Origin of the sequence: Micromonospora sp. NPDC005171 (assembly GCF_040608575.1) — a bacterium.
In the GTDB taxonomy this organism is placed as follows: Bacteria; Actinomycetota; Actinomycetes; order Mycobacteriales; family Micromonosporaceae; genus Micromonospora.
In genome coordinates this window covers 134,800-158,041 of record NZ_JBEXIM010000005.1, presented here as the reverse complement: position 1 = coordinate 158,041, position 23,242 = coordinate 134,800, and the positions used below count along the sequence as shown (strand labels likewise).

At 69.4% G+C, this 23,242-nt stretch carries 23 protein-coding genes and 1 pseudogene; 11 read left to right on the top strand and 13 right to left on the bottom strand.

The window, feature by feature from the left end; translation table 11 throughout:
- Positions 1-2: 2 nt before the first annotated feature.
- Positions 3-326 (bottom strand): pyridoxamine 5'-phosphate oxidase family protein, encoded by a 324-nt coding sequence (locus ABZU74_RS10645; RefSeq protein WP_355420963.1) that lies wholly within the window; start codon positions 324-326, stop codon positions 3-5.
- Between the two features lie 84 nt (positions 327-410).
- On the opposite strand from ABZU74_RS10645, the gene ABZU74_RS10640 reads away from it, so the two are divergent.
- On the top strand, positions 411-1,076 hold the full coding sequence (locus ABZU74_RS10640; RefSeq protein WP_355421392.1) for a winged helix-turn-helix transcriptional regulator: 666 nt from the start codon (positions 411-413) through the stop codon (positions 1,074-1,076).
- A gap of 30 nt (positions 1,077-1,106) precedes the next feature.
- Here ABZU74_RS10640 and ABZU74_RS10635 read toward each other — a convergent pair whose 3' ends face one another.
- On the bottom strand, positions 1,107-1,676 hold the full coding sequence (locus ABZU74_RS10635; RefSeq protein WP_355420960.1) for a TetR/AcrR family transcriptional regulator: 570 nt from the start codon (positions 1,674-1,676) through the stop codon (positions 1,107-1,109).
- Between the two features lie 103 nt (positions 1,677-1,779).
- On the opposite strand from ABZU74_RS10635, the gene ABZU74_RS10630 reads away from it, so the two are divergent.
- Positions 1,780-2,703 (top strand): NmrA family NAD(P)-binding protein, encoded by a 924-nt coding sequence (locus tag ABZU74_RS10630; RefSeq protein ID WP_355420958.1) that lies wholly within the window; start codon positions 1,780-1,782, stop codon positions 2,701-2,703.
- Positions 2,704-3,084: 381 nt separating this feature from the next.
- Here the strand turns inward: ABZU74_RS10630 and ABZU74_RS10625 are convergent, their stop codons facing one another.
- Entirely contained in the window at positions 3,085-3,999 is a 915-nt protein-coding gene (locus tag ABZU74_RS10625; RefSeq protein ID WP_355420955.1) for an SDR family NAD(P)-dependent oxidoreductase, read from the bottom strand.
- A 101-nt stretch (positions 4,000-4,100) separates the two neighbouring features.
- On the opposite strand from ABZU74_RS10625, the gene ABZU74_RS10620 reads away from it, so the two are divergent.
- From ABZU74_RS10620 to ABZU74_RS10590, 7 genes are all read left to right on the top strand, one after another.
- On the top strand, positions 4,101-4,766 hold the full coding sequence (locus ABZU74_RS10620; RefSeq protein WP_355420952.1) for a TetR family transcriptional regulator: 666 nt from the start codon (positions 4,101-4,103) through the stop codon (positions 4,764-4,766).
- An 84-nt stretch (positions 4,767-4,850) separates the two neighbouring features.
- On the top strand, positions 4,851-5,090 hold the full coding sequence (locus ABZU74_RS10615) for a hypothetical protein (RefSeq protein ID WP_355420949.1): 240 nt from the start codon (positions 4,851-4,853) through the stop codon (positions 5,088-5,090).
- Positions 5,091-5,154: 64 nt separating this feature from the next.
- Positions 5,155-5,283, top strand: a complete 129-nt coding sequence (locus tag ABZU74_RS10610; RefSeq protein WP_355420946.1) for a hypothetical protein — start codon at positions 5,155-5,157, stop codon at positions 5,281-5,283.
- 405 nt (positions 5,284-5,688) lie between these two features.
- Entirely contained in the window at positions 5,689-6,066 is a 378-nt protein-coding gene (locus ABZU74_RS10605; protein ID WP_355420943.1) for a DUF2089 domain-containing protein, read from the top strand.
- A gap of 74 nt (positions 6,067-6,140) precedes the next feature.
- Positions 6,141-6,323 (top strand): hypothetical protein, encoded by a 183-nt coding sequence (locus tag ABZU74_RS10600; RefSeq protein ID WP_355420940.1) that lies wholly within the window; start codon positions 6,141-6,143, stop codon positions 6,321-6,323.
- Positions 6,324-6,334: 11 nt separating this feature from the next.
- A complete protein-coding gene (locus ABZU74_RS10595; RefSeq protein WP_355420938.1) occupies positions 6,335-6,757 on the top strand; it encodes a hypothetical protein in 423 nt (140 codons plus the stop codon).
- Between the two features lie 477 nt (positions 6,758-7,234).
- On the top strand, positions 7,235-8,308 hold the full coding sequence (locus ABZU74_RS10590) for a glycoside hydrolase family 43 protein (RefSeq protein ID WP_355420935.1): 1,074 nt from the start codon (positions 7,235-7,237) through the stop codon (positions 8,306-8,308).
- A gap of 76 nt (positions 8,309-8,384) precedes the next feature.
- Here ABZU74_RS10590 and ABZU74_RS10585 read toward each other — a convergent pair whose 3' ends face one another.
- The gene (locus tag ABZU74_RS10585; RefSeq protein ID WP_355420932.1) at positions 8,385-8,852 is read right to left on the bottom strand and encodes a DUF3618 domain-containing protein; all 468 of its coding nucleotides are present in this window, start codon (positions 8,850-8,852) and stop codon (positions 8,385-8,387) included.
- The gene (locus ABZU74_RS10580) at positions 8,849-9,280 is read right to left on the bottom strand and encodes a phage holin family protein (RefSeq protein WP_355420930.1); all 432 of its coding nucleotides are present in this window, start codon (positions 9,278-9,280) and stop codon (positions 8,849-8,851) included. Before ABZU74_RS10580 ends, ABZU74_RS10585 begins: the two co-directional genes overlap by 4 nt.
- Before the next feature lie 573 nt (positions 9,281-9,853).
- Here ABZU74_RS10580 and ABZU74_RS10575 point away from each other — a divergent pair.
- Positions 9,854-10,882: an acyl-CoA desaturase gene (locus tag ABZU74_RS10575; protein ID WP_355421389.1), complete on the top strand. Its 1,029-nt coding sequence runs from the start codon at positions 9,854-9,856 to the stop codon at positions 10,880-10,882.
- Between the two features lie 122 nt (positions 10,883-11,004).
- On the opposite strand, the gene ABZU74_RS10570 is transcribed toward ABZU74_RS10575, so the two are convergent.
- The 3 genes from ABZU74_RS10570 to ABZU74_RS10560 form a co-directional block, all read right to left on the bottom strand.
- Positions 11,005-12,231: a helix-turn-helix domain-containing protein gene (locus ABZU74_RS10570; RefSeq protein WP_355420927.1), complete on the bottom strand. Its 1,227-nt coding sequence runs from the start codon at positions 12,229-12,231 to the stop codon at positions 11,005-11,007.
- Positions 12,218-12,379, bottom strand: a complete 162-nt coding sequence (locus ABZU74_RS10565; RefSeq protein ID WP_355420924.1) for a hypothetical protein — start codon at positions 12,377-12,379, stop codon at positions 12,218-12,220. The genes ABZU74_RS10570 and ABZU74_RS10565 overlap by 14 nt, the downstream gene beginning before the upstream one ends.
- A 70-nt stretch (positions 12,380-12,449) precedes the next feature.
- Positions 12,450-13,694, bottom strand: a complete 1,245-nt coding sequence (locus ABZU74_RS10560; RefSeq protein WP_355421386.1) for a helix-turn-helix domain-containing protein — start codon at positions 13,692-13,694, stop codon at positions 12,450-12,452.
- Between the two features lie 207 nt (positions 13,695-13,901).
- Between ABZU74_RS10560 and ABZU74_RS10555 the strand changes: the two genes are divergently transcribed.
- Entirely contained in the window at positions 13,902-14,966 is a 1,065-nt protein-coding gene (locus tag ABZU74_RS10555; RefSeq protein ID WP_355420922.1) for a cobalamin-independent methionine synthase II family protein, read from the top strand.
- 219 nt (positions 14,967-15,185) lie between these two features.
- Here ABZU74_RS10555 and ABZU74_RS10550 read toward each other — a convergent pair.
- The 5 genes and pseudogenes from ABZU74_RS10550 to glgX all read right to left on the bottom strand — a co-directional run.
- Positions 15,186-15,467, bottom strand: a pseudogene (locus tag ABZU74_RS10550) (helix-turn-helix transcriptional regulator); the annotation flags it as partial.
- Between the two features lie 102 nt (positions 15,468-15,569).
- The gene (locus tag ABZU74_RS10545) at positions 15,570-16,148 is read right to left on the bottom strand and encodes a hypothetical protein (protein WP_355420919.1); all 579 of its coding nucleotides are present in this window, start codon (positions 16,146-16,148) and stop codon (positions 15,570-15,572) included.
- Positions 16,149-16,829: 681 nt separating this feature from the next.
- A complete protein-coding gene (gene treZ / locus ABZU74_RS10540) occupies positions 16,830-18,554 on the bottom strand; it encodes a malto-oligosyltrehalose trehalohydrolase (RefSeq protein ID WP_355420916.1) in 1,725 nt (574 codons plus the stop codon).
- Entirely contained in the window at positions 18,551-20,857 is a 2,307-nt protein-coding gene (treY, locus tag ABZU74_RS10535) for a malto-oligosyltrehalose synthase (RefSeq protein ID WP_355420913.1), read from the bottom strand. The genes treZ and treY overlap by 4 nt, the downstream gene beginning before the upstream one ends.
- 1 nt (position 20,858) lies before the next feature.
- Entirely contained in the window at positions 20,859-22,976 is a 2,118-nt protein-coding gene (gene glgX, locus ABZU74_RS10530; RefSeq protein ID WP_355420909.1) for a glycogen debranching protein GlgX, read from the bottom strand.
- Positions 22,977-23,242 lie beyond the last annotated feature (266 nt).

Genomic DNA, 23,242 nt, shown 5'->3' with positions numbered 1-23,242 from the left:
CGCTAGATGGTGGCGTACTCGGGCAGGACGCCCTCGACCTCGGCCAGGGTGACCTTCCCGCGCAGCATGAGCACCTGTGGAAGGCCGTCTGCGGTGTCGAGGCAGACCGCCACGTCGGGCCGGGCGCTCAGGTCACGGATCTTGTAGGTGCCGGCGAACGCGCCGACGACCAGCTCCGCACCGGTCCACAGGAAGTTCACCGGGATCAACCGTGGCGTCCCGTCCCGGCTGGTGTAGGCGAGGCGTGCCACCAGCGACGCGGCGAGCAGGCGCCGCGCCACCGGGGTGTCCAGCAGCTTCACGTCACCTTGCGGCGGCAGATCCATGAGAACCACGCTAGGGGGCTAACTCCTAAAGAACAAGTGCGACTCCTGAATTAGGACCGAGGTAGGGTGGGTGCCGTGAGCGGCATGCGTAGTTACGGAGATCCGTGCGGTGTCGCGCGTGGACTGGACATCATCGGCGAGCGGTGGGCGCTACTGGTGGTCCGCGACCTTCTGCTCGGCCCCCGGCGGTTCAACGACCTGCTCGGCGGCCTACCCGGTGTGAGCCCCAACGTGCTGAGCCAGCGACTGCGCCAGTTGACCGAGCACGGCGTCGTCCGGCGGCGGGACCTGGGCCCGCCGACGCGCGTCCACCTCTACGAACTCACCGAGTGGGGCCGCGCCCTGGAGCCGATCCTCCTTCAGTTCGGGCGCTGGGGAAGCCAGTCCCCTCAAATCCCCGACGGCCCCCTCGGCGTCGACTCCCTGCTGCTCAGCATCAAGGCCGCCTTCGACCCGGCGCGAGCCCCCGCGCTCGCCGGCAGCTACGCGTTCCACATCGACTCCGACACGTACCTCGCCGACGTCACGGGCGAGACCGTGCAGCTCCGGCGCGGCACGGCGTCCGACCCCGACGCGGTGCTCACCACCGACATCGACACCCTCCGGGCCGTCTGTGGCCACGAGATCACCATGGCCGCGGCGGTGAACTCGGGTGCGCTGCGGCTGAACGGCGACGAGGACGCCACGCGGCGCCTCACCGCGCTGCTGCTGGCCCCGTTCACCCCCGCGCCCCAGCCCGCCAGGCCCTGACGACCGGCGATCCGCCCGCGGTGGAGAACGTCACCCTCGGCGTGGGCTGATTCCCGCCACCGTCAGATCGAGGAGCCGGGTCGCGGCGGCGGCGGGATCGGAATGGTGCTCGGTGGCCAGGGCGATGCCGGTGATCAGCGCGAGCAGATCGGTGATTGTCACGTCTGGTGCCACCGCGCCGGCCGTCGCGGCCCGGCGTACGAGTGGTTCGCCCGCCTCGGTGAGCTGCGCGGTCGCGCAGTGCTCGTGTGCCTCGCTGGGGTCGGCCGTGCAGTCGCGGGTCAGCGCGATGGCCAGGCCTCTGATGGTGGCGACGTTCCCGTTGACGGCGGTGAGCCATTCCAGCAGCGCGGCCCGGGCGTCGGTGGCGTCGGACAGCTCGCGCGCGCGGGCGCCGAGGTTCTCGATCACGCCGCGGAAGACGGCGTCCAGCAGCGCGTGGCGGCTGGGGAAGTGTCGGCGCACAGTGGCCGAGCCGACTCCGGCGATGCGGGCGATCTGCTCCAGGGACGCGTCGGCCCCGTGCGCGGCGATCTCCTGCTCGGCCACGGCCAGCAGGCGCGCGTGGTTACGCCGGGCGTCCGCTCGCTGGGTGGACATGGCGTCACCTCAAGGTTTGCTAAGTGGCGGGGTCCGCCGTATCTTAGCGACAGATAAACGGCGGGCCCCGCCGTTTAACGTTCGCCGCGACAGGAGACTCCTCATGTCCACCGATTCCGCACCTGTCCTGGTCACCGGCGCCACCGGAAGGCAGGGCGGCGCCACTGCTCGTGCGCTACTCGCGGTCGGCGTACCCGTCCGGGCACTGGTCCGTGATCCCTCGACCGACCGCGCGCGGTCGGTCGAGGCCCTCGGGGCCGAACTGGTCACCGGAGACCTCGACGATCGCGACTCGCTGGTCCGGGCCGCGCACGGAGCACGGGCCGTCTTCTCGGTGCAGATGCCCGCGATGGACGGCAACACCATCAACTTCGACGGCGAGCTGACCCAGGGCGTCAACCTGATCGAAAGCGCGCTGGCAGCGAAGGTGCCGCAGTTCGTACACACGTCCGTCAGTGGCGCTGGCCAGCACACCGAGGCGCCCGGCTGGGCCGAGGGCCGCTGGGCGACGATGGAGCCCTACTACACGACCAAGGCCGCAATCCAGGATCGGGTACGCGAGGCGGGCTTCACGCACTGGACGCTCATCAAGCCGGGCTTCTTCATGGACAATCTCCTCCCCTCGGTGGCGTACCTGCTCCCCCGGGGCGTCGCCGGGGGCCTGGCGACGGTCATCAAGCCACAGACCTCGCTCTCCCTCGTCGCGGTCGACGACATCGGCCGCGCAGCCGCCGCGGCCATCGCCGAACCCGATCGGTTCCACGGAGTCGAGCTGGAGCTGGCGAGCGACCACCTGACGATGACGGAGATCGCCAAGACGCTCTCCGACGCGCTGGGCGCCGAGCTGACCGCGCCCGACATGACCGAAGAGGAGGCGGTCGCCGCAGGCATGCCGGAGTGGGCCGGCATCTCCCACGAGCAGATGAACGTTGTCGGCCAACCCGCTCGCCCGGAGTACGCGCGGGCCCTCGGCATTCCCCTCACGAGTTTCGCCGCCTGGGCGCGCCACAACCTGCCCGAGCTGTGACAGCCATGAGAGCCCGCGAGGGCACAGCTCCAAAGATCAGCACGGCACACGCCAACGGCTTGCCGGAGACCCGGACGGGGTTGGCGCTCGCCATAACACCGGCAAGTGCATGGCGGTGGAAGGCAACTCGCCGCTGAACGGTGCCGACATGATGCAGTTCACCTGCCACACGACGTCGAACAACCAGGCCTTCACCTGGTTCGCCCCGTAAGCGACGTCCCAAAACCGTGGCGGGACCTCGTCTGGTCCCATCACGGTTCCGTCCTCCCGGCGGTGGCGAAGATCGACTCGGGTTTCGTGAAGTCGGGGTGTCCTTGGCGGCCGGACACCCCGATTTCCGTGAACCCGAGTGGATCGTGCTGACAGCGGGACGCGGCAGGGTCAGGCCACCGCGGCTGCCCGGCCGAGCGGGAATCGCACGCCGGTGAGGTCTTCCGACACGGCCCAGAGGCGTTCCTGCACGCCCACGTCGTAGGACTCGGGGCTGGAGGTGACCAGCCTCGGGTAGCCGCGCACCTCGCCGAGGCCGTCGGGGCCGTAGTACTGCCCGCCGAGGACGGACGGGTCGGTGGCGGCCCGCAGGGTGGGCAGCGCGCCCGCCGTCGCGGGCTGGGTGATCACCGGGGCGAGCCACGTGATCGGCGCGCGGACGACAGCCGGGGAGTTGCGGACCAGTTCGGTGTTGGAGACGCCGGGGTGCGCGGCCACCGCGACGGTGGTGCCGTGCGGAGCGAGCCGGCGCTGCAACTCGTAGGTGAACATCAGGTTGGCGAGCTTCGACTGGCCGTAGGCGGCGACCCTGCCGTACGAACGCTCCCACTGCAGGTCGTCGAAGTGGATGGCGGCGCGGATGCGGTGGCCCACGCTGCTGACCGTGACCACCCGGGAGCCGGGCACGGGCAGCAGCAGGTCGAGCAGCAGACCGGTGAGCGCGAAGTGGCCCAGGTGGTTGGTGCCGAACTGCATCTCGAAGCCGTCGCGGGTGGTCTGCTTCGGCGTGTACATCACGCCGGCGTTGTTGACCAGCAGGTCGATCCGCGGGTGGGCGGCGCGCAGGTCGGCCGCGGCGGCGCGCACGGATTCCAGCGAGGTCAGATCCAACTCCTGTACGGAGACGTCGCCGTTCATCCGGGCGGCGGCCAGCCTGCCCTTCGCTGTGTCACGAACGGCCAGCACGACCGACGCCCCCCGCTCGGCGAGCCGCCGGGCGGTCTCGAAGCCCAGGCCGGTGTTGGCACCGGTGACCACGGCCACCCGGCCGTCCTGGCGCGGAATCTGCTGCTCGGTCCACTTCATCTCAGGCTCCCCAACGTACCGCCGGTAACTTATGCCCGAACAGTAATGTACCGCCGGTACGCTGTCAAGAGACCGCCGGTACCTAAGCTAGGATTGGCGTCATGACGTTCCAGCGGGCACGCAGCGACGAGCAGCGTGCGGTCCGGCGCCGGGCGATCCTGGAGACGACCTCGGCGATGCTCGACGAGATGCCGGTGGCCGAGGTCACCCTCAACGAGCTGAGCCGGCGGGTCGGCCTGGCCAAGACGGCCGTGCTGCGCTATTTCGAGTCCCGCGAGGCGGTGCTGCTCGACCTGCTGGACGACCGGACGGCGACCTGGCTGGCCGAGCTGGAGCAGGAGCTGGCCCACGGTGTCGACCCGGGCCGGTCAACGACGGAACGGGCGGAGCAGACCGCCGACGTGCTCAGCCGATCGCTCGCCGCCCAGACAGTGCTCTGCGATCTCTTCGGCGCGCAGGGCGGGGTGCTCGAGCACAACGTCTCGGTCGAGGCGGTACGCCGGCACAAGCGGGCCTCACTGGGCAACCTCGCGGTGATGGCCGACCTCGTCCGGCGACACCTGCCCGAGGTCGGCGACCGCGCCGAGATGTTCTGCCTCAGCGCCTTGATCATGGCTGGCGCGCTCTCCGCCTACACCTCACCGCCGCCGAGCCTGCTCGCCGTCTACGAGTCCGAGCCGGCGCTCGCCGTCCACCACGTCGACCTACGGACGGCCCTGCGGCTCGCGATCGTCACATCGCTCGTGGGCATGCTGCCGCGCACCTGAGTCCGACGCGCCCCGCAGGTCGGCAGCTGGGCGTGCGCGAAATTCGATGGTCATGAGGCTGCTCGCTGCCTAGCGTGGCCCGCCGTGCTCTCAAACGAACAGATAATCGGACAGGCCCTGGACCGGATCGAGGCCGGGTACGTCTTCCCCGAGAAAGTCGCGGACATCGACGCCGCGATCCGTCGCCGTCTCGCGGCAGGCGAGTACGACGACCTGGACGGGCCGGCGCTCTGCGAGACGGTGACCGCTCACCTTCAGCAGGTGTGCCCGGACACGCATCTGCGGCTGCTGTGGTCGGATCAGCCGCAGTCGCTGGGTCGGTGAGACGATACGTGGCGGAGCGCACCCGACGGCCCGCCACCCGGTCACCGCACACATCCTCGTGACCGTGCCGACCGCCCGGACCATCAACAGCGTCACCGGCACCAACTGGGAAGGCGTCGGAGTGATCCCCGACGTGCCCGTCCCGGCGGACCATGCGCTCGACACGGCACTCAAGGCCATCACTGGCGCATAGGCACGCGCGTCGGCGGCCGTTCACCCGAACACGGCACGACGACGCGTTCGCAGGGCGTCGCAGGGACGTCGCCGCGGCCCACTGCCGGGACGTCGCCGCGGGCCCGTTGCCCGGACGCCGCCGCGGCCCGCCGCCGGACGCCGCGGGCCGCTGCCGGGACGCCGCCGAGGCCCGCCGCCGGGACGTCGCCGCGGGCTCGTTGCCCGGACGTCGCCGCGGCTCTTGCCCGCCCGGCGAGATCAACTCGGGTTCCGTGAAACCGGGGTGTCCGCCGAGCCGGGACACCCCGGTTTCCGTGAAGACGAGTGGATCACGCGCGACGCAAGACCGCGCCTTGAAGGCGATCTTAAGAAAATTAAGGTCGTAGTCTTGGAAGTTGAGAATTCTTAAGCTACAACTTTAGGTATGACAGAACAGGCGATGGACTGGCAGGAGCTGACCAGCCTGACGCGAGGGCAGCCGTTCGTCGTCGAGCGGGTGCGCCTGGCGAGCAATGGCGTCGCGATCGAGGGCGAGTTCGAGCTGCCGCAGCTGGCTCAGCTCAACGTCGAGGACCAGGTCTTCGTCACGGCGTTCGTGCGCTGCCACGGTTCGATCAAGGAGATGGAACGCATCTTCGGGGTGAGCTACCCGACGATCAAGTCACGTCTCAACCGGATCACGCAGATGCTCGACTTCGTCGAGACCGACCCGGCGCCGTCGCGGGCCGACATCATCGACCGGTTGCGCCGCGGTGAGATCACCGCACAGCAGGCGTTGGCCGAGTTGGACGGCCGCGCGTGATGCCGCAGTTGGTGACCGTCAAGGTCAACCGCACAGGCCGCCGGCCCCTCCGCTTCTGGGTTCCGGTGCTCCCCGTGGCACTCCTGCTCTTTCCGGTGCTGGTCCTGGTCGCGCTCGCGGCGATCGTGGCCTGCCTGGTGTTCCGCATCGGTGTGGTGCGGGCACTCGGCGCCGGCTGGCGCGTCATCGCCGCGCTGCCCGGCGCCCGCTTCGACATCGAGCACTGCCGCACGGCCGTGCTCGTGGCTATCCGATAGGAGAGGTTCGAATGACCGAACAACGCAAGGACATCCTCGACATGCTGGCCGCCGGCAAGATCACCGCCGAGGAGGCCGAGCAGCTCATCGCCGCCCTCGAACGGGACCAGGCACCGGCGGTGGCAGGCCAGGACGCCCGGCCGAAGGGCAAGGTGAAATACCTGCGGGTGGTGGTGGACGCCACTGAGAACGGCGAGCCGTCACGGGTCAACGTGCGGGTGCCACTGCAATTGCTGCGAGCCGGCGTACGGCTGGCGGCGCTGGTCCCGCCGCAGGCCCTGGTCAAGGCGAACGCCTCACTCAGTGACTCGGGTGTGCCGATCGACCTGACGCAGCTCAAGCCCGAGCAGTTGGAGGCACTCGTGGAGCACCTCGACGACGTGACGGTGGAGGTGGACTCCCCCGATGCCACTGTGCGGGTCTTCTGCGAATAGGCGTCGTCCGATGGGACGGCCCCTCGAGAGGGTGCTGGAACACCCTCCCGAGGCTGCGCCCGCCGTAGCAGAGCACAGGTGAACTGCCAACCTGAAGTCTAGCCACTCACCGGCAACCATCGGAGGGACCACTCGGACGGGTGGTCCCTCCGCTGCGTCCCACCGGGCGGGCCGCATGTCGGCCGGCCTCGACACCGCCCACCCAAGGCCTCCCCGCCGACTGCTGCCCGACGTCCCTGGCGTCACGATCCGGGCAACTTCCCGGATGTCGCTCGCCCGGCGCAGGGCGACAACTCCCTGACCACCGGACAAACCGACGGACAGTGCGGCTACCGGGCAACCCACGCTGTGACTTGTCGACTCCTGGCCTAATCTATCGATGTCAATTGCTGTCGCTCGGAGGTGCACGACACCTGCCCGACCCGATCCGGGTCCGACCTTCGGCAGCAGCTCACGTCGAGGAGAGGAATCCCGATCGTGAACACCGACAAGCGAACCCTTCGACGACTCCTCTCCACCCTGTTGGCCGCCGTGCTCGCCGCCGGCCTGCCACTGGTCGACACCGGGCCGGCGGCGGCCGGGCAGACCAGCCTGCGGGCCGCCGACCCGAGCGTGATCCGCGTCGGCGGCACCTACATCTCCGTCCAGTCACTCAACGGTGGGGTCGCCGTCCGGCAGGCGGCCTCCCCCGACGCGCTGGCCGCCGCACCCGCGCGGCAGGTGTGGACGGACAGCCGCAACCTCGGTGAGGTCTGGGCCCCGGAGATCGTCACCGATGGTGGCCGCTACTACATCTACTTCTCGGCCGGACGCGGCGCCGCCCACCGCATGTACGCGATCCACTCGGCGTCGCCGGCCAGCGGCTACACGGCCGAGCGGCAGCTCGCGCTGCCCGCCGGCAAGTGGGCCATCGACGGCAGCCTGTTCACCTTCAACGGGCAGCGGTGGTTCGTCTGGTCGGGCTGGGCCGGCGACACCAACGTCGAACAAAACATCTACCTCACCCGGATGAGCGACCCGCTCACCCCGACCGGCAGCCGGTACGTCATCTCCCAGCCACGCGAGAGCTGGGAGCGCGTCGTGGGCAACCCGTTCATCAACGAGTCCCCGGAGGCGATCAGGGACCCGAACGGGCAGCTCCACATCGTCTACTCCGCCAACGGCAGCTGGAGTGACCAGTACTGCCTCGCCGACCTGCGACTGCGCGCCGGCGGCGACCCCACGTACGTGTGGGACTGGTACAAGTCGAACGGCTGCCTGTTCGGCTCGAACCGGGCCACCATGATGGCCGGCTGGGATCCCACCCTGCACGTCAACGGCCCCGGTCACCACAGCTTCGTGCTGCTCAACGGCGACATCGCCACGAGCCCACCCGCCGGGCCGAGGTTCCCGCTGATGTTCCACGCCGTACCCACGGGCACCGCGTACTCGTGGGCGAACCGGTACTGGTACACCGGCACGTTCTGCTGGTGGGGCAACACCACCTACCGTCGCGCCAACGTGCCCGGCCCGACCGCCGACACCGGGTTCAGCCTCAAGTTCTTCGAGTGATCCGCCCATCGCGGGTCAGGCCAACCACCGCCACGCCTCCCGCCGACCACCGCCGCATGCCGTCGTACCGAATCGTTTATCGGGACCGGCGGCGGCGGTAGGCGATGACCGCGAGGGTCGCGGCGGTGCCGGTGACGGCGAGGACTGGTAAGGGTTTCGTGCGCACCGAGCTGCCGATCTTGGTGGTCATAGCGCGAGCGGAGGTGACCAGGGACGACTCCGCCTTGCCGGTGGTCTGCGCGCTGGCTTTCGCCGAGCCTTTTATCGCGCCGATGGTGTGCTGTGACTTCTGCTCGACCGAGGTGACACGCTGGGAGACCTTCTGGCTCACCGTGCGGGCGAGCTGCATCGCTCTGGTCTTTGCCGACTGCCCGGCATCGGTGACCCGCCCTCGGAGTCCGCCGACGGCGGTAGTGGCTTTGGTGCGTGCACGGGTTTTGACGTCGGCCTTGGCGGTCAGCGCGGCTACGGTCTCGCCGAGTTCCGCGCGGGTCTGCTGAATGTCCCGCCGGGTCTGGTCGCTGTTTCCGGACGGCGTACTCATGGCTGCCTCCGACCCGCTGCGCCACGTATCGTCTCGGCGTCGGCTCGCACGCTGTCCAGGGTGGCTGCGGGCGTGGCGGGCATGGCCTGGCTGACCTGCTTCTTACCGCGTCGGGCTGCAATGGCGGCGGCGATGGCCAGGATCACCGTGACGATCAGGGTGGCCACAGCGTCGGGCATGATCGCGGCCAGGAGCACCACGACCGTGGCGACGGCGGTCCCGCCGGCGAAAATCCCGAGTATCGCGCCGCTGCCGAGCAGTCCCGCGCCGACGCCTGCGCGTTTGCCCTTGGCGGTCATCTCCGCCCGTGCCATCGTCAGCTCGTCGCGCACCAGGCGGGTGATCTGCTCGGTGGCGCGCTGCACCAACTCTGCGACCGGCGTGTCAGCAGACGCGGCGCCGGGGTTGCCGCTAGGCCGTTCTGGCATCAGTACTCTCATCTCTCTCGCACACCGCAGTGGTCCCAGGGCTGCCCGGGTCAGCCGTGCTGCGCAGCACGCGCGCTCACGGATCCCTGAGGCGAGGCGTCGAAACGCCCGCCGAGCGGCGGAGCGATGCTCTCGTCGAGCTGCCCAGCGTCCACACCTCTCGGGAGGTCGCCCTCCTGCCGGGCACGTCGCAGCGTGAGCATGCCCGCCGCTCCGGTCAACGTCCCGGCCGCGAAGGCAAGGATGAGTGCTTGCCTCGCGGTGGACTTTCTCTTGCGTGCCATGACTACCCCCTGAATCCGACGTGACTGCATAGGGCTGATTGTCGGACTCGACGAACGAAGCCTGCAGCGAATCGGCAAAGTTCCACGAGAGCGGGCATTGCTCGCGTATCAGTCGCCGGTTTCCTCTTGCGAAGACGCGGCTGTGAGGAAGACTGGGGGATCAGCGGGGGTTTGCTTGTCCGATCCCTGTCGGACCACCGATGAGTTTGCGCGAGCGCCTGGTCATGGCTGACGGCGGAGCCGGCGAGCTGATCGGCGTGGCTGACAAGGAGTGGCGACGTTGAGTGATATGGACCTTGGCACCCGCAGCGACCGGGGTAGTGAGTACGCCGACCTTTCCCGCCTGGTCCGAAACACGGGCCTCCTCGACCGACGACCCCGCCGCTACACGGCGCGGGTGACGGTGATCCTGGCTTGTCTCGTCGTGCTGGGCGTGGTGTTCGTGCGGCTCGGGTCGTCGTGGTGGCAGACGGCTACCGCGGCCGGCGTCGCGGTGCTCCTCGCGCAGCTGGCGTTTCTCGGTCACGACGCCGGGCATCGGCAGATCTTCCGCTCCCGCCGGGCGAACGACGTGGTCGGCCTGGTGTGCGCCAACCTGGTGACCGGGATCAGTTACGGGTGGTGGGTTGACAAGCACAACCGCCACCATGCGAATCCGAACACCGAAGGTCGCGATCCCGACCTCGTCGTGGCTCCGCTGTCCTTCACCCCCGGTCAGGCCGCGGCGCAGCGCGGCCTGCGGGCGCTGTTCGTCCGGCACCAGGCGGCGCTGTTCTTCCCCATGCTGCTGGCGGAGGGTCTGCATCTGCACGGCGCCAGCATCCGGGCGGTCGTCAGCCGCGGCGGACTCAAACGTCGACCAACCGAGGCTGGCCTGCTCGTCCTGCATTTCGCCGGCTACCTCGGGGCCGTGTTCCTGGTCCTGAGCGTTCCGCAGGCGATTGTGTTCATCCTGGTCAACCAGGCCCTCTTCGGGCTCTACCTGGGCAGTTCCTTCGCCCCGAACCACAAGGGCATGCCCATCCTGACCGAGGCCGACAACCTCGACTACCTACGCCGACAAGTCCTCACCTCCCGCAACGTGCGCGGCGGCCCGTTCCTCGACGCACTACTCGGTGGGCTCAACTACCAGATCGAACACCACCTCTTCCCCAGCATGCCCCGACCCAACCTCCCCCACGCCCAGCCGCTGATCCGCCAGTTCTGCGCGGACCACGACATCGCCTACCACGAAACCACCCTCGTTCAGTCCTGGGCGCAAGGGCTGGCACACCTACGGGCAGTGGGCACCAGAGCGACCCGACCGGGCAACGGCTGAGACTTGTTGGTCTCCGGTCACTGTCCTTGACCTGGCCGGGCTGACCGGGGTCGCGGTCGCCTGGCCGCTCGGCTGCTGCGGCCGGCCAGGGGGAACCGGTCGGGCGGTGCGCTCAGGGCCGGTCAGCGGGTGAGGCCGACGAGCGTCGCCAGTCGCGCCACGCCGGCCGGCGCCGGCTGCGCGCGGGCGACATCGGCGATCACGGTACGTGCCAACGGCCGGCACCGAACCTCAGCCGGCGCGATACTGTCCGCGTCGACAAGCGCCCGTGCCGCCCCGCGCAGGTCACCCACCTGGAGGTACGCCCGCGCGGCATCCACCAGGTACGCGCCCCGATACTCAGCCGGCAACCGCCGCCACCCCTCCCGCCGCACCACTGTCGAGTGCCGCCGTACCGCCTCGTCGGCGTCACCCCGCAAGGCCGCCACCAGCACCCGCGCCACCTCGACGGCCACCGGCCCGAAGCTGGTGCGGTGCGTGTCGTCGTACCCCCGAAGGTTCGCGGCGACGCCCGCGGCCCGGTCGATCAGCTCGTCGGCGCGGCGGTGCTCGCCACAGCCGGCGGCAGCAAGCGAGGCCTGCACCAGCAGCGCCCCACCCACGGCCCTCCCCCAGCAATCGCCCTCGCCCTCGTGATCAAGAGGTTTGCGGCAAGTTTGATCTCCAAGAGCGCCGCAAACCTCTTGATCACCGCAGCGGGTTGGGCGTGGAAGGACGCGGTTGGCGGCGGGGAGCAGCGCGGCCAGGGCCAGGCGGTCTCGGTCCTGCGCGCGGAGCGCCTGGCCCACCGCGATGGCCGCTGTTGCCGCGAGCAGCGGGTCGTCGCCGGCAGCGGACATCGCCCGGTCGGCGGCCAGCCAGGCGAGGTCGGCCTCGCCGAGCTTCACCAGCAGCGACGAGGTGATCCGGTACGCCTGCACCAGCGACTCTGCCGACCGCGCGCCCTGGGCGGCGTCGAGCAGACCCGGCAACACCCGGACCAACTGCCCATAGTGCGCGTGCTGGTAGGTCAACCAGGCATGCCCGACCTGCCTTCTCAGCTCGTCCGTCTGCGGTGGCGTCTGCGGGGTGTCGTAGCGGGCGAGCGCGGCCCGGATCTCGTCCACCCCGTCCGGCGTGCCTGCCGGGGTGCTGCGCTGCTGGCCGAGCAGCACCTCCGGGTCGACCCGCAGGACGTGGGCCAGCTCCTGGATCACCGAGTACCGGTCCAGGGCGCGGGCACCCCGCTCCACCTTGTCCACCCAGCTCTTCGACCTGCGCAACCGGTCGGCAAGCATCTGCTGCGTCATCGACCGCCGCACCCGCCAGCTCGCGACGCGGCGGCCGATGGGGATGTCATCGCTGGTCACGCCGCCACCGCCGGTCCGGGACCGCGCGGGTCGTGTCCTCCACGGGTACGCGCTCCGCCTCGGCCTGGGCCAGGAGGCGCTGCTTGGCGGCCTCCCGCCCGGCTGCCTCACTGTTGTGCTCCGGAGCGTTGTCGTCCTGACTGCTCATCCCCGCCTCCTCCGGTGGAGGCCCAGCAGCTCCGGATTGACCGTTGTGGCGCTGGACCATCAGGACGTGCTCACGTCCCAAACCGGACAGTAGGGCTGATTGGTGACGTCGTGATTACCAGCAGGTATGCGGCCAGGTTGATGCCGATGCGACCGGCGAGCAGGCGCAAGTCGTCGGGGATGGCACGGCGCTGGGCACGCTGGGCGAGGGTCACCACAGCGTCGCGGGCAAGGGGGTTGATGGCGAACGGGATGGGCGCTGCCCGCTCGGCCTGCACGAATGCGACGAGGGCTTCAGCGTCTCGGCGACCGCCGTCCGCCAATGCGCGACCGAGGTCGAGCCAGTAGGACTGCTGGCGGATTGACGCTGCGAGCACCTGTGGCCGGACCGTCCGGGACAGCTCAATGACCCGGCCGGACTCGCCCAGCTCGGCGGCGATGGACATCTCCCAGAGCCCGACGTTGGTTGGGCCGAAACCGCAGCCGTTGAAACCAGCCCCGTCGACCGGATCGCCGAGCGTTGCCGCCTCGCGGGCCGCCTCGGCAAGGTGATCGCGTGCCACGTCCAAACGACCGCTCACCGTCGACGTCAACGCGGCCGAGAGATGAAGCTGTCCGAGCATCTGTCGCACCCGCTCGTCGGCAGCGTCGGCTTGCAGCTCGATCAGTGACCGGTCGGCGGCACGGGCCGCAACCGATGCGGACTCGATTGGCAGGCTCTGCGCATAGGCAAAGCGGGAGGCCGCAATCCACGCCGGGTCTTCGGTGTTTTCGGCGACCGCCCCAGCAAGCCGGGCCGCATTGAGGGCTAGGTGGCGGTAGCCTAGATTCCGCAGGCAGGTGGCGGCCTGGTAAGCCACCTGGACAAGCACGGTGCCGCCCACAGCGGCGGCTTCAAGCAGCAGGCCGGGGAGCAAACGAGCCATAGCTGGATAGTTGGAGGACGTGCGGAGCTGTTCGGCACGGGCAATCTCGGCGGCCAGCCGTTCCGTTGTGTAAGTCGACGGACGGCGCTCACCGTCCTCGATCTCGATCAGGGCCGACCAGATCGCCGGCACGCACTCGGCGGCGCTCTCACGGGCCGGATCACCGGACTCGGTGCCCTGGCCGAGCAGGTCGGCCACCGTGACCTGAAGTGCGGCGGCGAGCGCGACCAACGTGGAGCGACGGTCGATGGTCTTCCGACCCGACTCGACCTGCGACACGTACGACTGGGTGACGCCGGCAAGCCCCGCGAGGACGGCCTGGGTCATGCCGCCCCGGCGCATCCGCCAGTACCGGATCCTGCCACCGATGGTGCCCGGTTTCGTCACCATGCCTTCGCCAACCCCCAGGTAGAGGACCAGGACAGTGGCCACGCCTCGCTGCCCCCGCACGTCGGACGGTACACCGACAGAGCGTCCTCATGACGACGCTGAGTGCCCCGAGAGCTGTCGCGACGATTCTGGTCGTTCATCGACTCCCGTTAGAAGTGCGCACACTGGAAGATGCGCCACCCGGCCACCTTCAATAGGTTGACGGCCATGATTCTCCCGACCGAGCCGATCGGAAGCTTTCCCCGCCCACCGGCGCTGCTGGCCGCCATCGCCGATCACGCCGCCGGGCGGATCGGGCAGGCCGCCCTGGACGCGCAGTACGACGACGCCGTACGGGACACCATCGCCACCCTTGAACGGCTCGGCTCGCCCGTGGTCACCGACGGCGAACAGCGCAAGTCGAGCTTCGCGACGTACCCGCTGTCGGGTCTGGACACCCTGGCGCCGGACGGCGCCGTCATCCCGTTCGCCGACGGCCACACGCGACAGCTTCCCCGCCTCACCACGGGACCGTTCCGCTACGCGACGCGATCGCAGACGTACCTGACCGCCGCGCGACAGCACGCGACCGTGCCGGTCAAGCAGGCGGTCATCGCGCCGTCCGCGCTCAGCCTGCTGTACCCGGCGCAGGGAATCGACGGGTACCCCCGAGAGGCGTTCCTCGACGACCTGGTCGACGAGGCGGAGGCCGACATCCGCGGCGCGCTGGACGCCGGCGCTCAGACCGTGCAGCTGGACTTCACCGAGGGCCGGCTCTCGATCAAGCTCGACCCCTCAAAGGGCCTACTGCAGGCTTTCGTGGCCCTGAACAACCGTGTGCTCGAGCGGTTCACTCCGCAGGAGCGGGCACGCATCGGTGTGCACACGTGCCCCGGCGGCGACCAGGACTCCACCCACAGCCTTGACGTGGACTACGTCGAGCTGCTGCCGAACCTCTTCGCGATCGACGCCGGCGTCTTCTACGTGCAACTCGCTGGCGAGGCCGAGCCGGAACGGGTGCTCGCCGCGATCGCTGAGCACGCCCGCCCGCACCAGCGGATCTTCGTCGGGGTGACCAACCCGGTCGACCCGGTGGTGGAGACCGCCGACCAGGTGCGCGACCGCGTGCTACGGGCCGCCGAATACATCTCGCCCGACCGGCTCGGCACCTGCGACGACTGCGGCTTCGCGCCTTTCGCCGACGACCTGTCCACGTCGCGGGACACGGCGTGGGCGAAGGTGCGCGCCCGGGTCGAAGGAACCGCCCTGGCCGCCGAGCAACTGGCCGGGTGAGGGCAGGGCCGGCGTCCCGTCCGCACCGGGCGCCGCGTCACGGGCTCATCCGCCACCTACCGAGGGCCTCAAAGCGGCCAGGGCCAGGCGGTGGCATTCCTGCGCGCGAGTGACTGGCCAACCGAGATGGTCGCGGTTACCGCGAGCAGCGGGGCTGACGCCGAGGGCGGACATCGCGCGGTCGGCGACCAGCCAGCAGAGGTCGGCCTCGCCGAGCTTCAGAGCGGACCAAATGGCTGGCACGCACTCGGCGGCGCTCTCGCCAGCCGGATCGCCGGACTCGGTGCCCTGGCCGAGCAGGTCGGCCACGGTGACCTGGAGGGCGGCGGCTAGAGCGACCAGAGTGGAGCGACGGTCGATTGTCTTCCGACCCGACTCGATCTGCGACACGTACGACTGGGTGACGCCAGCGAGCCCAGCAAGGACGGCTTGGGTCATCCCGCCACGACGCATACGCCAGTACCGGATCCTGGCACCGATGGTGTCCGGCTTCGTCACCATGCCTTCGCCAACCCCCAGGTAGAGGACCGGGACAGCGACCACGCCATGCTGTCCCTGCACCTTGGACGGTAAACCGAGAATGCGTGCAAGTGACGGCGGCCACTACAGAAGTTGGCTTGGCCCGGTCTGTTTATCGCTATCTATCGAAGATCCCGCAGCATCCCTCCCTTGCCGGGGAAGTTCGATCTTACGAGAGGGGGACCCTTCGAACCACGCCTCCTGCCGCTCATTGGCATATATCGATTCATACTGCACGCGAATCCTGATCCGCTGGGTCACCGCCGCCCAAAATTCGGCATCTCTCGCCGGATCGTAATCCTCTATCGCAAGGATCATCAGTTCTTGGCCGACCGGGATGGGCTTACCTGAGCGAAGGGTTGAAAAATTTGGCCAGACCGCGAACGTGCCACGCAGTGGATCGACAACCTGCTTCTCCCACGGCCCAATTTCCTCGCCATCGAGGAACAGCGTGGTTACCCGAATGATAGCCGGACCAAGGCCGGCATTTCGGATTCGAATGCCTGCCAAGCCGCTATTCAACCGGAGGCAGTCCAGACTCAACAATGGACGGACCGACTGGAAGTTGTGCCTTCGACTTGCTCTTGCCTCCGTAATCGAAACCATAAGTGAAGCGACGGCGATCACCGTTGCGCAGATGGCAGTAACCGAGTTCGCGTCCACGGCTCTCCTCGTCACAGGGTGCGTCGAGCATGCCATCGGTCAGGAGGCACCGTCTTCCAAGCTACGTCGCTCGGGCAAGCTGAAACGCTCGCGCTTTCGGTTCGCGGTCGGCCAACTGCCGGTCCCGAAGTCCGGTGCGGCATGCGTGCCCTTAACCACGATTCGACCTTGACGTCACAACGCCACGATCGCCGCACTCTCCGATCGACCGCCGCGCCCGTCAGCGCACGCCGACGGCCGATCGGCACGTCATCGCTGCTCACGCTGCCATGGCCGGTACGGGACCGCACGGGTTGCGTCACCATGGGCGCACGCTCCCCCTCGGCTTGTGCCAGGAGGCGTTGTTTGGCAGCTTCGCGCTCGATCGCCTCGCCCTTGTGTTCCGCATCGTTGTCGTCCGGGCTGCTTTTCCCCGCCTCCCTCGACAGCGGCAGTTGCGGAGCTGGTCGGCTCGGGCGATCTCGGCTGCCAGGCGTTCCGCTGTGTAGGTCGACGTGCGGCGCTCGCCGTCCTCTATCTCGATCAGGGCCGACCAGATCGCGGGCACGCACTCAGCGGTGCGCTCACGGACCGGATCGCCGGGCTCGGTGGCCTTGACCGACCAGATCGGCCACCGTGATCTGGAGCGCAGCAGCCAGAGCTACCGGAGTGGAGCGACGGCGCCCCCTGACCACGCATTACTCACAACGCCACGATCGCCGCAGTCTCCGCAGGCAGCTGGATCCGGTCCCGCATGACGGTGACGCCCTCCCCCGTAGCCAGCAGCACCCGCCGCGCCACCCCAGGCAGCGACACCCCCTGCCCCCGCCCAGCGAAGTTGGCCACCACAAGCGTGTCCCCCCGCCGCATCACCAAGAACTGGTCCCCATGCTGCACAGACACTGCTGACAACCGAGGATCAGACAGGTCTGGGGAAGACCGACGCAGCGAGATCAGCCGCTGGTAAAACGACAACATCGAAGCATGCTCGGGCTTGTCCAGCTCAGCCCAGTCCAACCGCGACCGAACGAACGTCTCCGGGTCCTGCGGGTCTGGCACGTCCCCTTCAGGCCACCCGTGCGCCGCGAACTCCCGCCGCCGCCCGGTCCGCACCGCAGAGGCCAACTCCGGCTCCGGGTGCGACGTGAAGAACTGCCACGGCGTAGAGGCAGCCCACTCCTCCCCCATGAACAGCATCGGAGTAAACGGCGCGGTCAGCAGCAACGTAGCCCCAACGCGGAGCAGCGAAGGCGACAGCGAGGCCGAGATCCGATCCCCGGTAGCCCGGTTCCCGATCTGGTCGTGATTCTGGAGGTAGGCCACCAACCGATGCCCAGGCACCCGCGAATCCAGAGGCCGCCCATGGTGCCGGTTACGGAAGCTCGACCAGGTCCCCGCGTGGAAGAACCCACCCGTCAGCACGTCCGACAGCGTCTCCAGGGAGCCAAAATCGCCGTAATACCCCTGCCGCTCCCCCGTCAGCAACGTGTGCAGGGCGTGGTGGGCGTCGTCGTTCCACTGGGCGTGCAGCCCGAAGCCACCCGCCTCCCGAGGCGTGATCAGCCGCGGGTCGTTGAGGTCCGACTCCGCGATCAGCGACAGCGGGCGGCCCAGGTGCGTCGACAGCGACTCCACCTCGATGGCCAGCTCTTCGAGCAGCGGCACCGCGCGGGTGTCGGGCAGGGCGTGTACGGCGTCCAGGCGTAGCCCGTCGACGTGGTAGTCGCGCAGCCACATGAGGACGCTGTCGATGATGTAGCGGCGTACCTCGTCGGAGTGCGGGCCGTCCAGGTTGACCGAGCGGCCCCAACTGTTGCTCTGCTCGGCGAGGTAGGGCCCGAACTGCGGCGCGTAGGCCCCGGAGGGCCCGAAATGGTTGTAGACAACGTCGAGGATCACCCCCAGCCCCTTGGCGTGGGCGGCGTCGACGAACCGTTTCAGGCCGTCGGGGCCGCCGTAGGGCTCGTGTGGGGCGTACCAGCAGACGCCGTCGTACCCCCAGTTGTGTTCGCCGTTGAAGGCGTTGACCGGGAGCAGTTCGATCAGGTCGACGCCGAGGCTCACCAGGTGGTCGAGGCGGTCGATGGCCGCGTCGAAGGTGCCGTCCGGGGTGAAGGTGCCGATGTGCAGCTCGTAGAGGATGCTGCCGGGCAGCTGCCGGCCCGTCCACGAGGAATCACTCCACTGGAACGCAAGATGGTCGTAGCGGCGGCTCGGCCCGTGCACTCCCGCAGGCTGCCACGGTGACCGGGGGTCGGGCAGTGGGGTTTCGTCGTCGTTCAGCAGAAAGGAGTAGTCGAGGCCGGCGTCGGGCACCTCGACCCGCCACCAGCCGTCGGCGGCGGCCCGCATCTCGTGGTCGGTGTCGCCGGCCAGGCGCAGCCGCACCCGGCTGGCGTCCGGCGCCCAGACGGAGAATTCGGTCATGAAACGGCCTCCTCGGCAGCGGTGGGAGGAGCCAACAGAGCGACGGGGTAGTCAGCCAGGAGATTGTCCAGCGGCGTCTCCCCGCCACTGTAGACCCGGCCGGTGAACAGGTCCTTCATCTCGTGAACGGGAAGTGACAGGGCTGTGTCACACCACCCGCCGGCGCGGGCCAGGCCCAGCGGCAGCCGGGTCGCCACGGCGAGCACGCCGCCCCGGTCGAACGCCACCACGTGCCGGCCCACCGGCCCGTGCGCGGGCACCGACCGGTAGGTGGTGAACAGCTCCGGGTGCGCCCGCCGCAGCCGCAGGGTCCGCGACACGACGAGCAGCTTCGCCGCTCCGTCGGTGTCGATCGGGGGACGCCAGCCGCCGTCGATGCGTGCCAGCAACTCTCGGCGTACGTCGAAGTCGACAGGCCGGCGATTGTCCGGATCGACCAGGGAGTTGTCCCACAGCTCGGTGCCCTGGTAGGTGTCCGGCACCCCGGGCATGGTGAGCTGGATCAGCTTCTGCCCGAGCGAGTTGCACCAGCCGGCCGGGGCGATGGCGGCGGCGAGTTCGGTCAACTCGTCGTGCAGGCTCGGGTCGTCGTACATCAGGTCGACCACCGCGTGCACTGCCTGCTCGAAGACCGGGTCGGGGTCCGCCCAACTGGTCGAGGCCCCGGCCTCCCGGGCGGCCTTCTCGACGTACGCGTGCAGCCGTTCCCGTTCGATCGGCCACGCGCCGACGGCCGTCTGCCAGAGCAGGTGGGCGAACGACGGGTCGGGCAGCGGGGCGTACTCCATCCAGGTCTTGACCTGCTCGGCCCAGCGGCCCGGCAGTTCGCTGAGCACGGCGAGCCGGGCGCGGACGTCCTCGCCGCGTTTGGTGTCGTGGGTGGAGAGGGTGGTCATGCTCGCCGGCCAGCGGACCTGCTGGGCGGCGGCGAAGCGGTGGAACTCCGCCGGCGGCACCCCGAAGTGGGCGGGGTTGTCGCCGACCTCGTTGAGCGCCACGAACCGGGTCCAGCGGTAGAACGCGGTGTCCTCCACGCCCTTGGCCATCACCGCGCCGGTGAGCTGCGGGAACCGTTGGGCCAGCTCGTCGTCGGGGTTACGCAGCCGACGGGTGACCGCGTCCAGGGCGGCGGCCAGGTCGGGGCGGCGGCGGCCGGCCTCGGAGCGGGCAGCGGCGAGGTGCCGGGCGCCGTGCGGCGGGTAGCCCCGGTACACCGCGAACGCGGCGGCCAGCTCCGCGAGCGCCGCGCGGGCCTGCTCGGTGGGCACCTCGGGGGCAAGCGCGGCCAGCCGGGTCAGCTCGGCGGCGAGCAGTTGGGTGGCGGCGGCCAGTTTGGTGGCGTGGGTCAGGTCCTCCCAGGAGGTGTGCTGCCCGGTGAGGCGGTTGTCCAGCGCGGTGAAGTCACCCTCGGCGTCGGTGTCGACGAAGAGCCCGCCGACCGCGGCCAGGGCGTCGTAGCCGGTGGTGCCGTCCACCGGCCAGTCCGGCAGCTCCTCGCCGTACTCCAGGATCTTCTCCACCACCAGCCAGGCGTCCGGCGCGGCCTCCCGCAGCCGGGTCAGGTAGCCGGCCGGGTCGCGCAGCCCGTCCGGGTGGTCGACGCGGATGCCGCCGACCTCCCCGGCGGCGGCCCAGCGCAGGATCAGCTCATGGGTGGCGGCGAAGACCGCCGGGTCCTCCACCCGCAGACCCGCCAGGCCCGCGATGGCGAAGAATCGGCGGTACGTCAGCTCGGCGTCACCGCGCCGCCAGGAGACCAACTCGTAGTGCTGCCGGTCGTGCACGTCGGCGGCGCTGCCGTCGCCGGTGCCGTCGGCGATCGGGAAGCGGTGCTCGTGGTAGCGCAACTCCCCGTCGACAAGCTTGAGGTCGTCCAGGGCGGCCGGGTCGTCGGCCAGCACCGGCAGCAGCAGCCGGCCCCGGTCCCAGTCGATGTCGAACCAGTCGGCGTACGACGAATCGCGTCCCCGGCGCAGCACGTCCCACCAGGCCGGGTTGGCGGCCGGAACGGCGACCCCGGCGTGGTTGGGCACGATGTCGACGACCAGGCCGAGCTGCTTGTCGCGCAGCGCGCGCAGCAACCGCTGCCGGGCGGCCTCCCCGCCCAGCTCCGGGCTCACGGCCCGGTGGTCGACCACGTCGTAGCCGTGCTGGGAACCGGGCGTGGCGGTCAGCAGCGGGGCGGTGTAGAGGTGGCTGACGCCGAGGTTGTCCAGGTAGTCGACGATCGCGGCGGTGGCGTCCAGGTCGAACCCGGGGCGGACCTGAACCCGGTAGGTGGCAGTGGGAGGGGTGGCCGGCATGTCAGATCATCCTCTCCAGCACCACCAGGGAGCGGTCCGGCACCCGGATGGTGCCGCCCGCGCTGATCACCGTGGCGTCGTCCGGCTCGGGTTCGGCCGTGCTGATCACCCGTTCCCACTTCTGGCCGTACTCGCTGCCGGGCATGGTGAAGTCCAGCGGCGCGTCGTGGGCGTTGAAGCAGAGCAGGAACGACGCGTCGTGGTGCTTCTGGCCGTACTGGCCGCGCTCGCGGATGCCCTCGCCGTTGACGAAGAGCGCCACCGACCGGCCGAAGTCGTTGCCCCAGTCCTCGCCGGTCATCTCCCGCCCGTCCGGGGTGTGCCAGGCCAGGTCGGGCAGCGGCTCGTCGATGCCGCGCCCGTTCACCGGCAGGCCGGTGAAGAAGCGGCGACGCCGGAACACCTGGTGTCGTTTCCGGAACGCGGTGAGCGTCTGCACGAACTCCAGCAGGTGCTCGTCGACGTTGTCCCAGTCGACCCAGGCCAGCTCGCTGTCCTGGCAGTAGACGTTGTTGTTGCCGCGCTGGGTGCGGCCCAGCTCGTCACCGTGGCCGATCATCGGCACGCCCTGCGACAGCATCAGGGTGGCCAGGAAGTTGCGCCGCTGCTTGGCCCGCAGGGCGAGGACAGCCTCGTCGTCGGTGTCGCCCTCGACCCCGCAGTTCCAGGACCGGTTGTGACTCTCGCCGTCCCGGTTCTCCTCGCCGTTGGCCTCGTTGTGCTTGTCGTTGTACGACACCAGGTCGTTGAGGGTGAACCCGTCGTGCACGGTGACGAAGTTGATGCTGTGGAACGGTCGGCGGCCGTCGTCCTGGTAGAGGTCGGCGGAGCCGGAGATCCGGGACGCGAACTCGGCGAGGGTGGCCGGCTCACCGCGCCAGAAGTCCCGCACCGTGTCGCGGTACTTGCCGTTCCACTCCGTCCACAGCGGCGGGAAGTTGCCCACCTGGTAGCCGCCGGGGCCGACGTCCCACGGTTCGGCGATCAGCTTCACCCGGCTGACCACCGGGTCCTGCTGCACCACCTCGAAGAACGTCGACAGCCGGTCCACCTCGTAGAACTCGCGGGCCAGGGTGGCCGCCAGGTCGAACCGGAAACCGTCGACATGCATCTCGGTCACCCAGTAGCGCAGCGAATCCATGATCAGTTGCAGTGAGTGCGGGCTGCGCACGTTGAGGCTGTTGCCGGTGCCGGTGTAGTCGACGAAGTAGCGGCGGTCCTCCTCGCTGAGCCGGTAGTAGCTCGGGGCGTCCACGCCCTTGAAGCTCAGCGTCGGGCCGAGGTGGTTGCCCTCGGCGGTGTGGTTGTAGACCACGTCGAGGATGACCTCGATGCCGGCCGCGTGCAGCGCCTTCACCATGCCCCGGAACTCCTGCACCTGCTGGCCGAGCCGGCCCAGCGCCGAGTAGCCGTGGTGCGGGGCGAAGAAACCGATGGTGTTGTAACCCCAGTAGTTGCGCAGCCCCAGGTCGACGAGCCGGTTGTCGTGAATGAACTGGTGCACCGGCATCAGCTCGATCGCCGTCACCCCGAGCCGGGTCAGATAGTCGATCATCGGCGGGGAGGCGATGCCCGCGTACGTGCCGCGCAGCTCCTCCGGGATGTCCGGGTGGCGCATGGTCAGCCCACGCACGTGCGCCTCGTAGATCACCGAGTGGTGGTAAGGGGTGCGCGGCGGCTTGTCGTTGCCCCAGTCGAAGTACGGGTTGACCACCACCGACTTCGGCATGAACGGCGCCGAGTCGGTCTCGCTCATCCGCTCCGGCTCGTCGAGGTCGTAGTCGTACACCGCCGGGTCCCACGCCACGTCACCGTCGATGGCCTTGGCGTACGGGTCGAGCAGCAGCTTGTGCGGGTTGCAGCGCAGCCCGTTCGCCTGGTCGTACGGGCCGTGCACCCGGTAGCCGTACCGCTGCCCCGGCTCGATGCCCGGCAGGTACGCGTGCCACACGTACGCGTCCACCTCGCGCAGCTCGACGCGGCGCTCCGCGCCGGTGTCCCACTCGTCGAAGAGGCACAGCTCGATCCGCTCGGCCACCTCGGAGAAGATGGCAAAGTTGGTGCCCATCCCGTCGTAGGTGGCGCCCAGGGGGTACCGCTCGCCCGGCCAGACCTGCATGTCGCTCCTTAGACCATGGTTATGTGCGCACCGGCCGAGATCGCCCGCGCGCACGCAGGTAGTGCCCCCGGCCCGGGCGCGCCAATCCATCCTTTCAGGCCGTGACCGGAAACCACCTGTCTGATGCGCGCTACACCCTTCGGGTGTCCTCCGTCACGATGGCCCTTTTCGAGGTGCGTTCTTGGGCCCGATGGACTTTCCTTGACCGGGGGCAAGCGTCCGCGCGCGTCCCGCCAGGCCCTCAGCCACCCCTTACACCTCTCGCT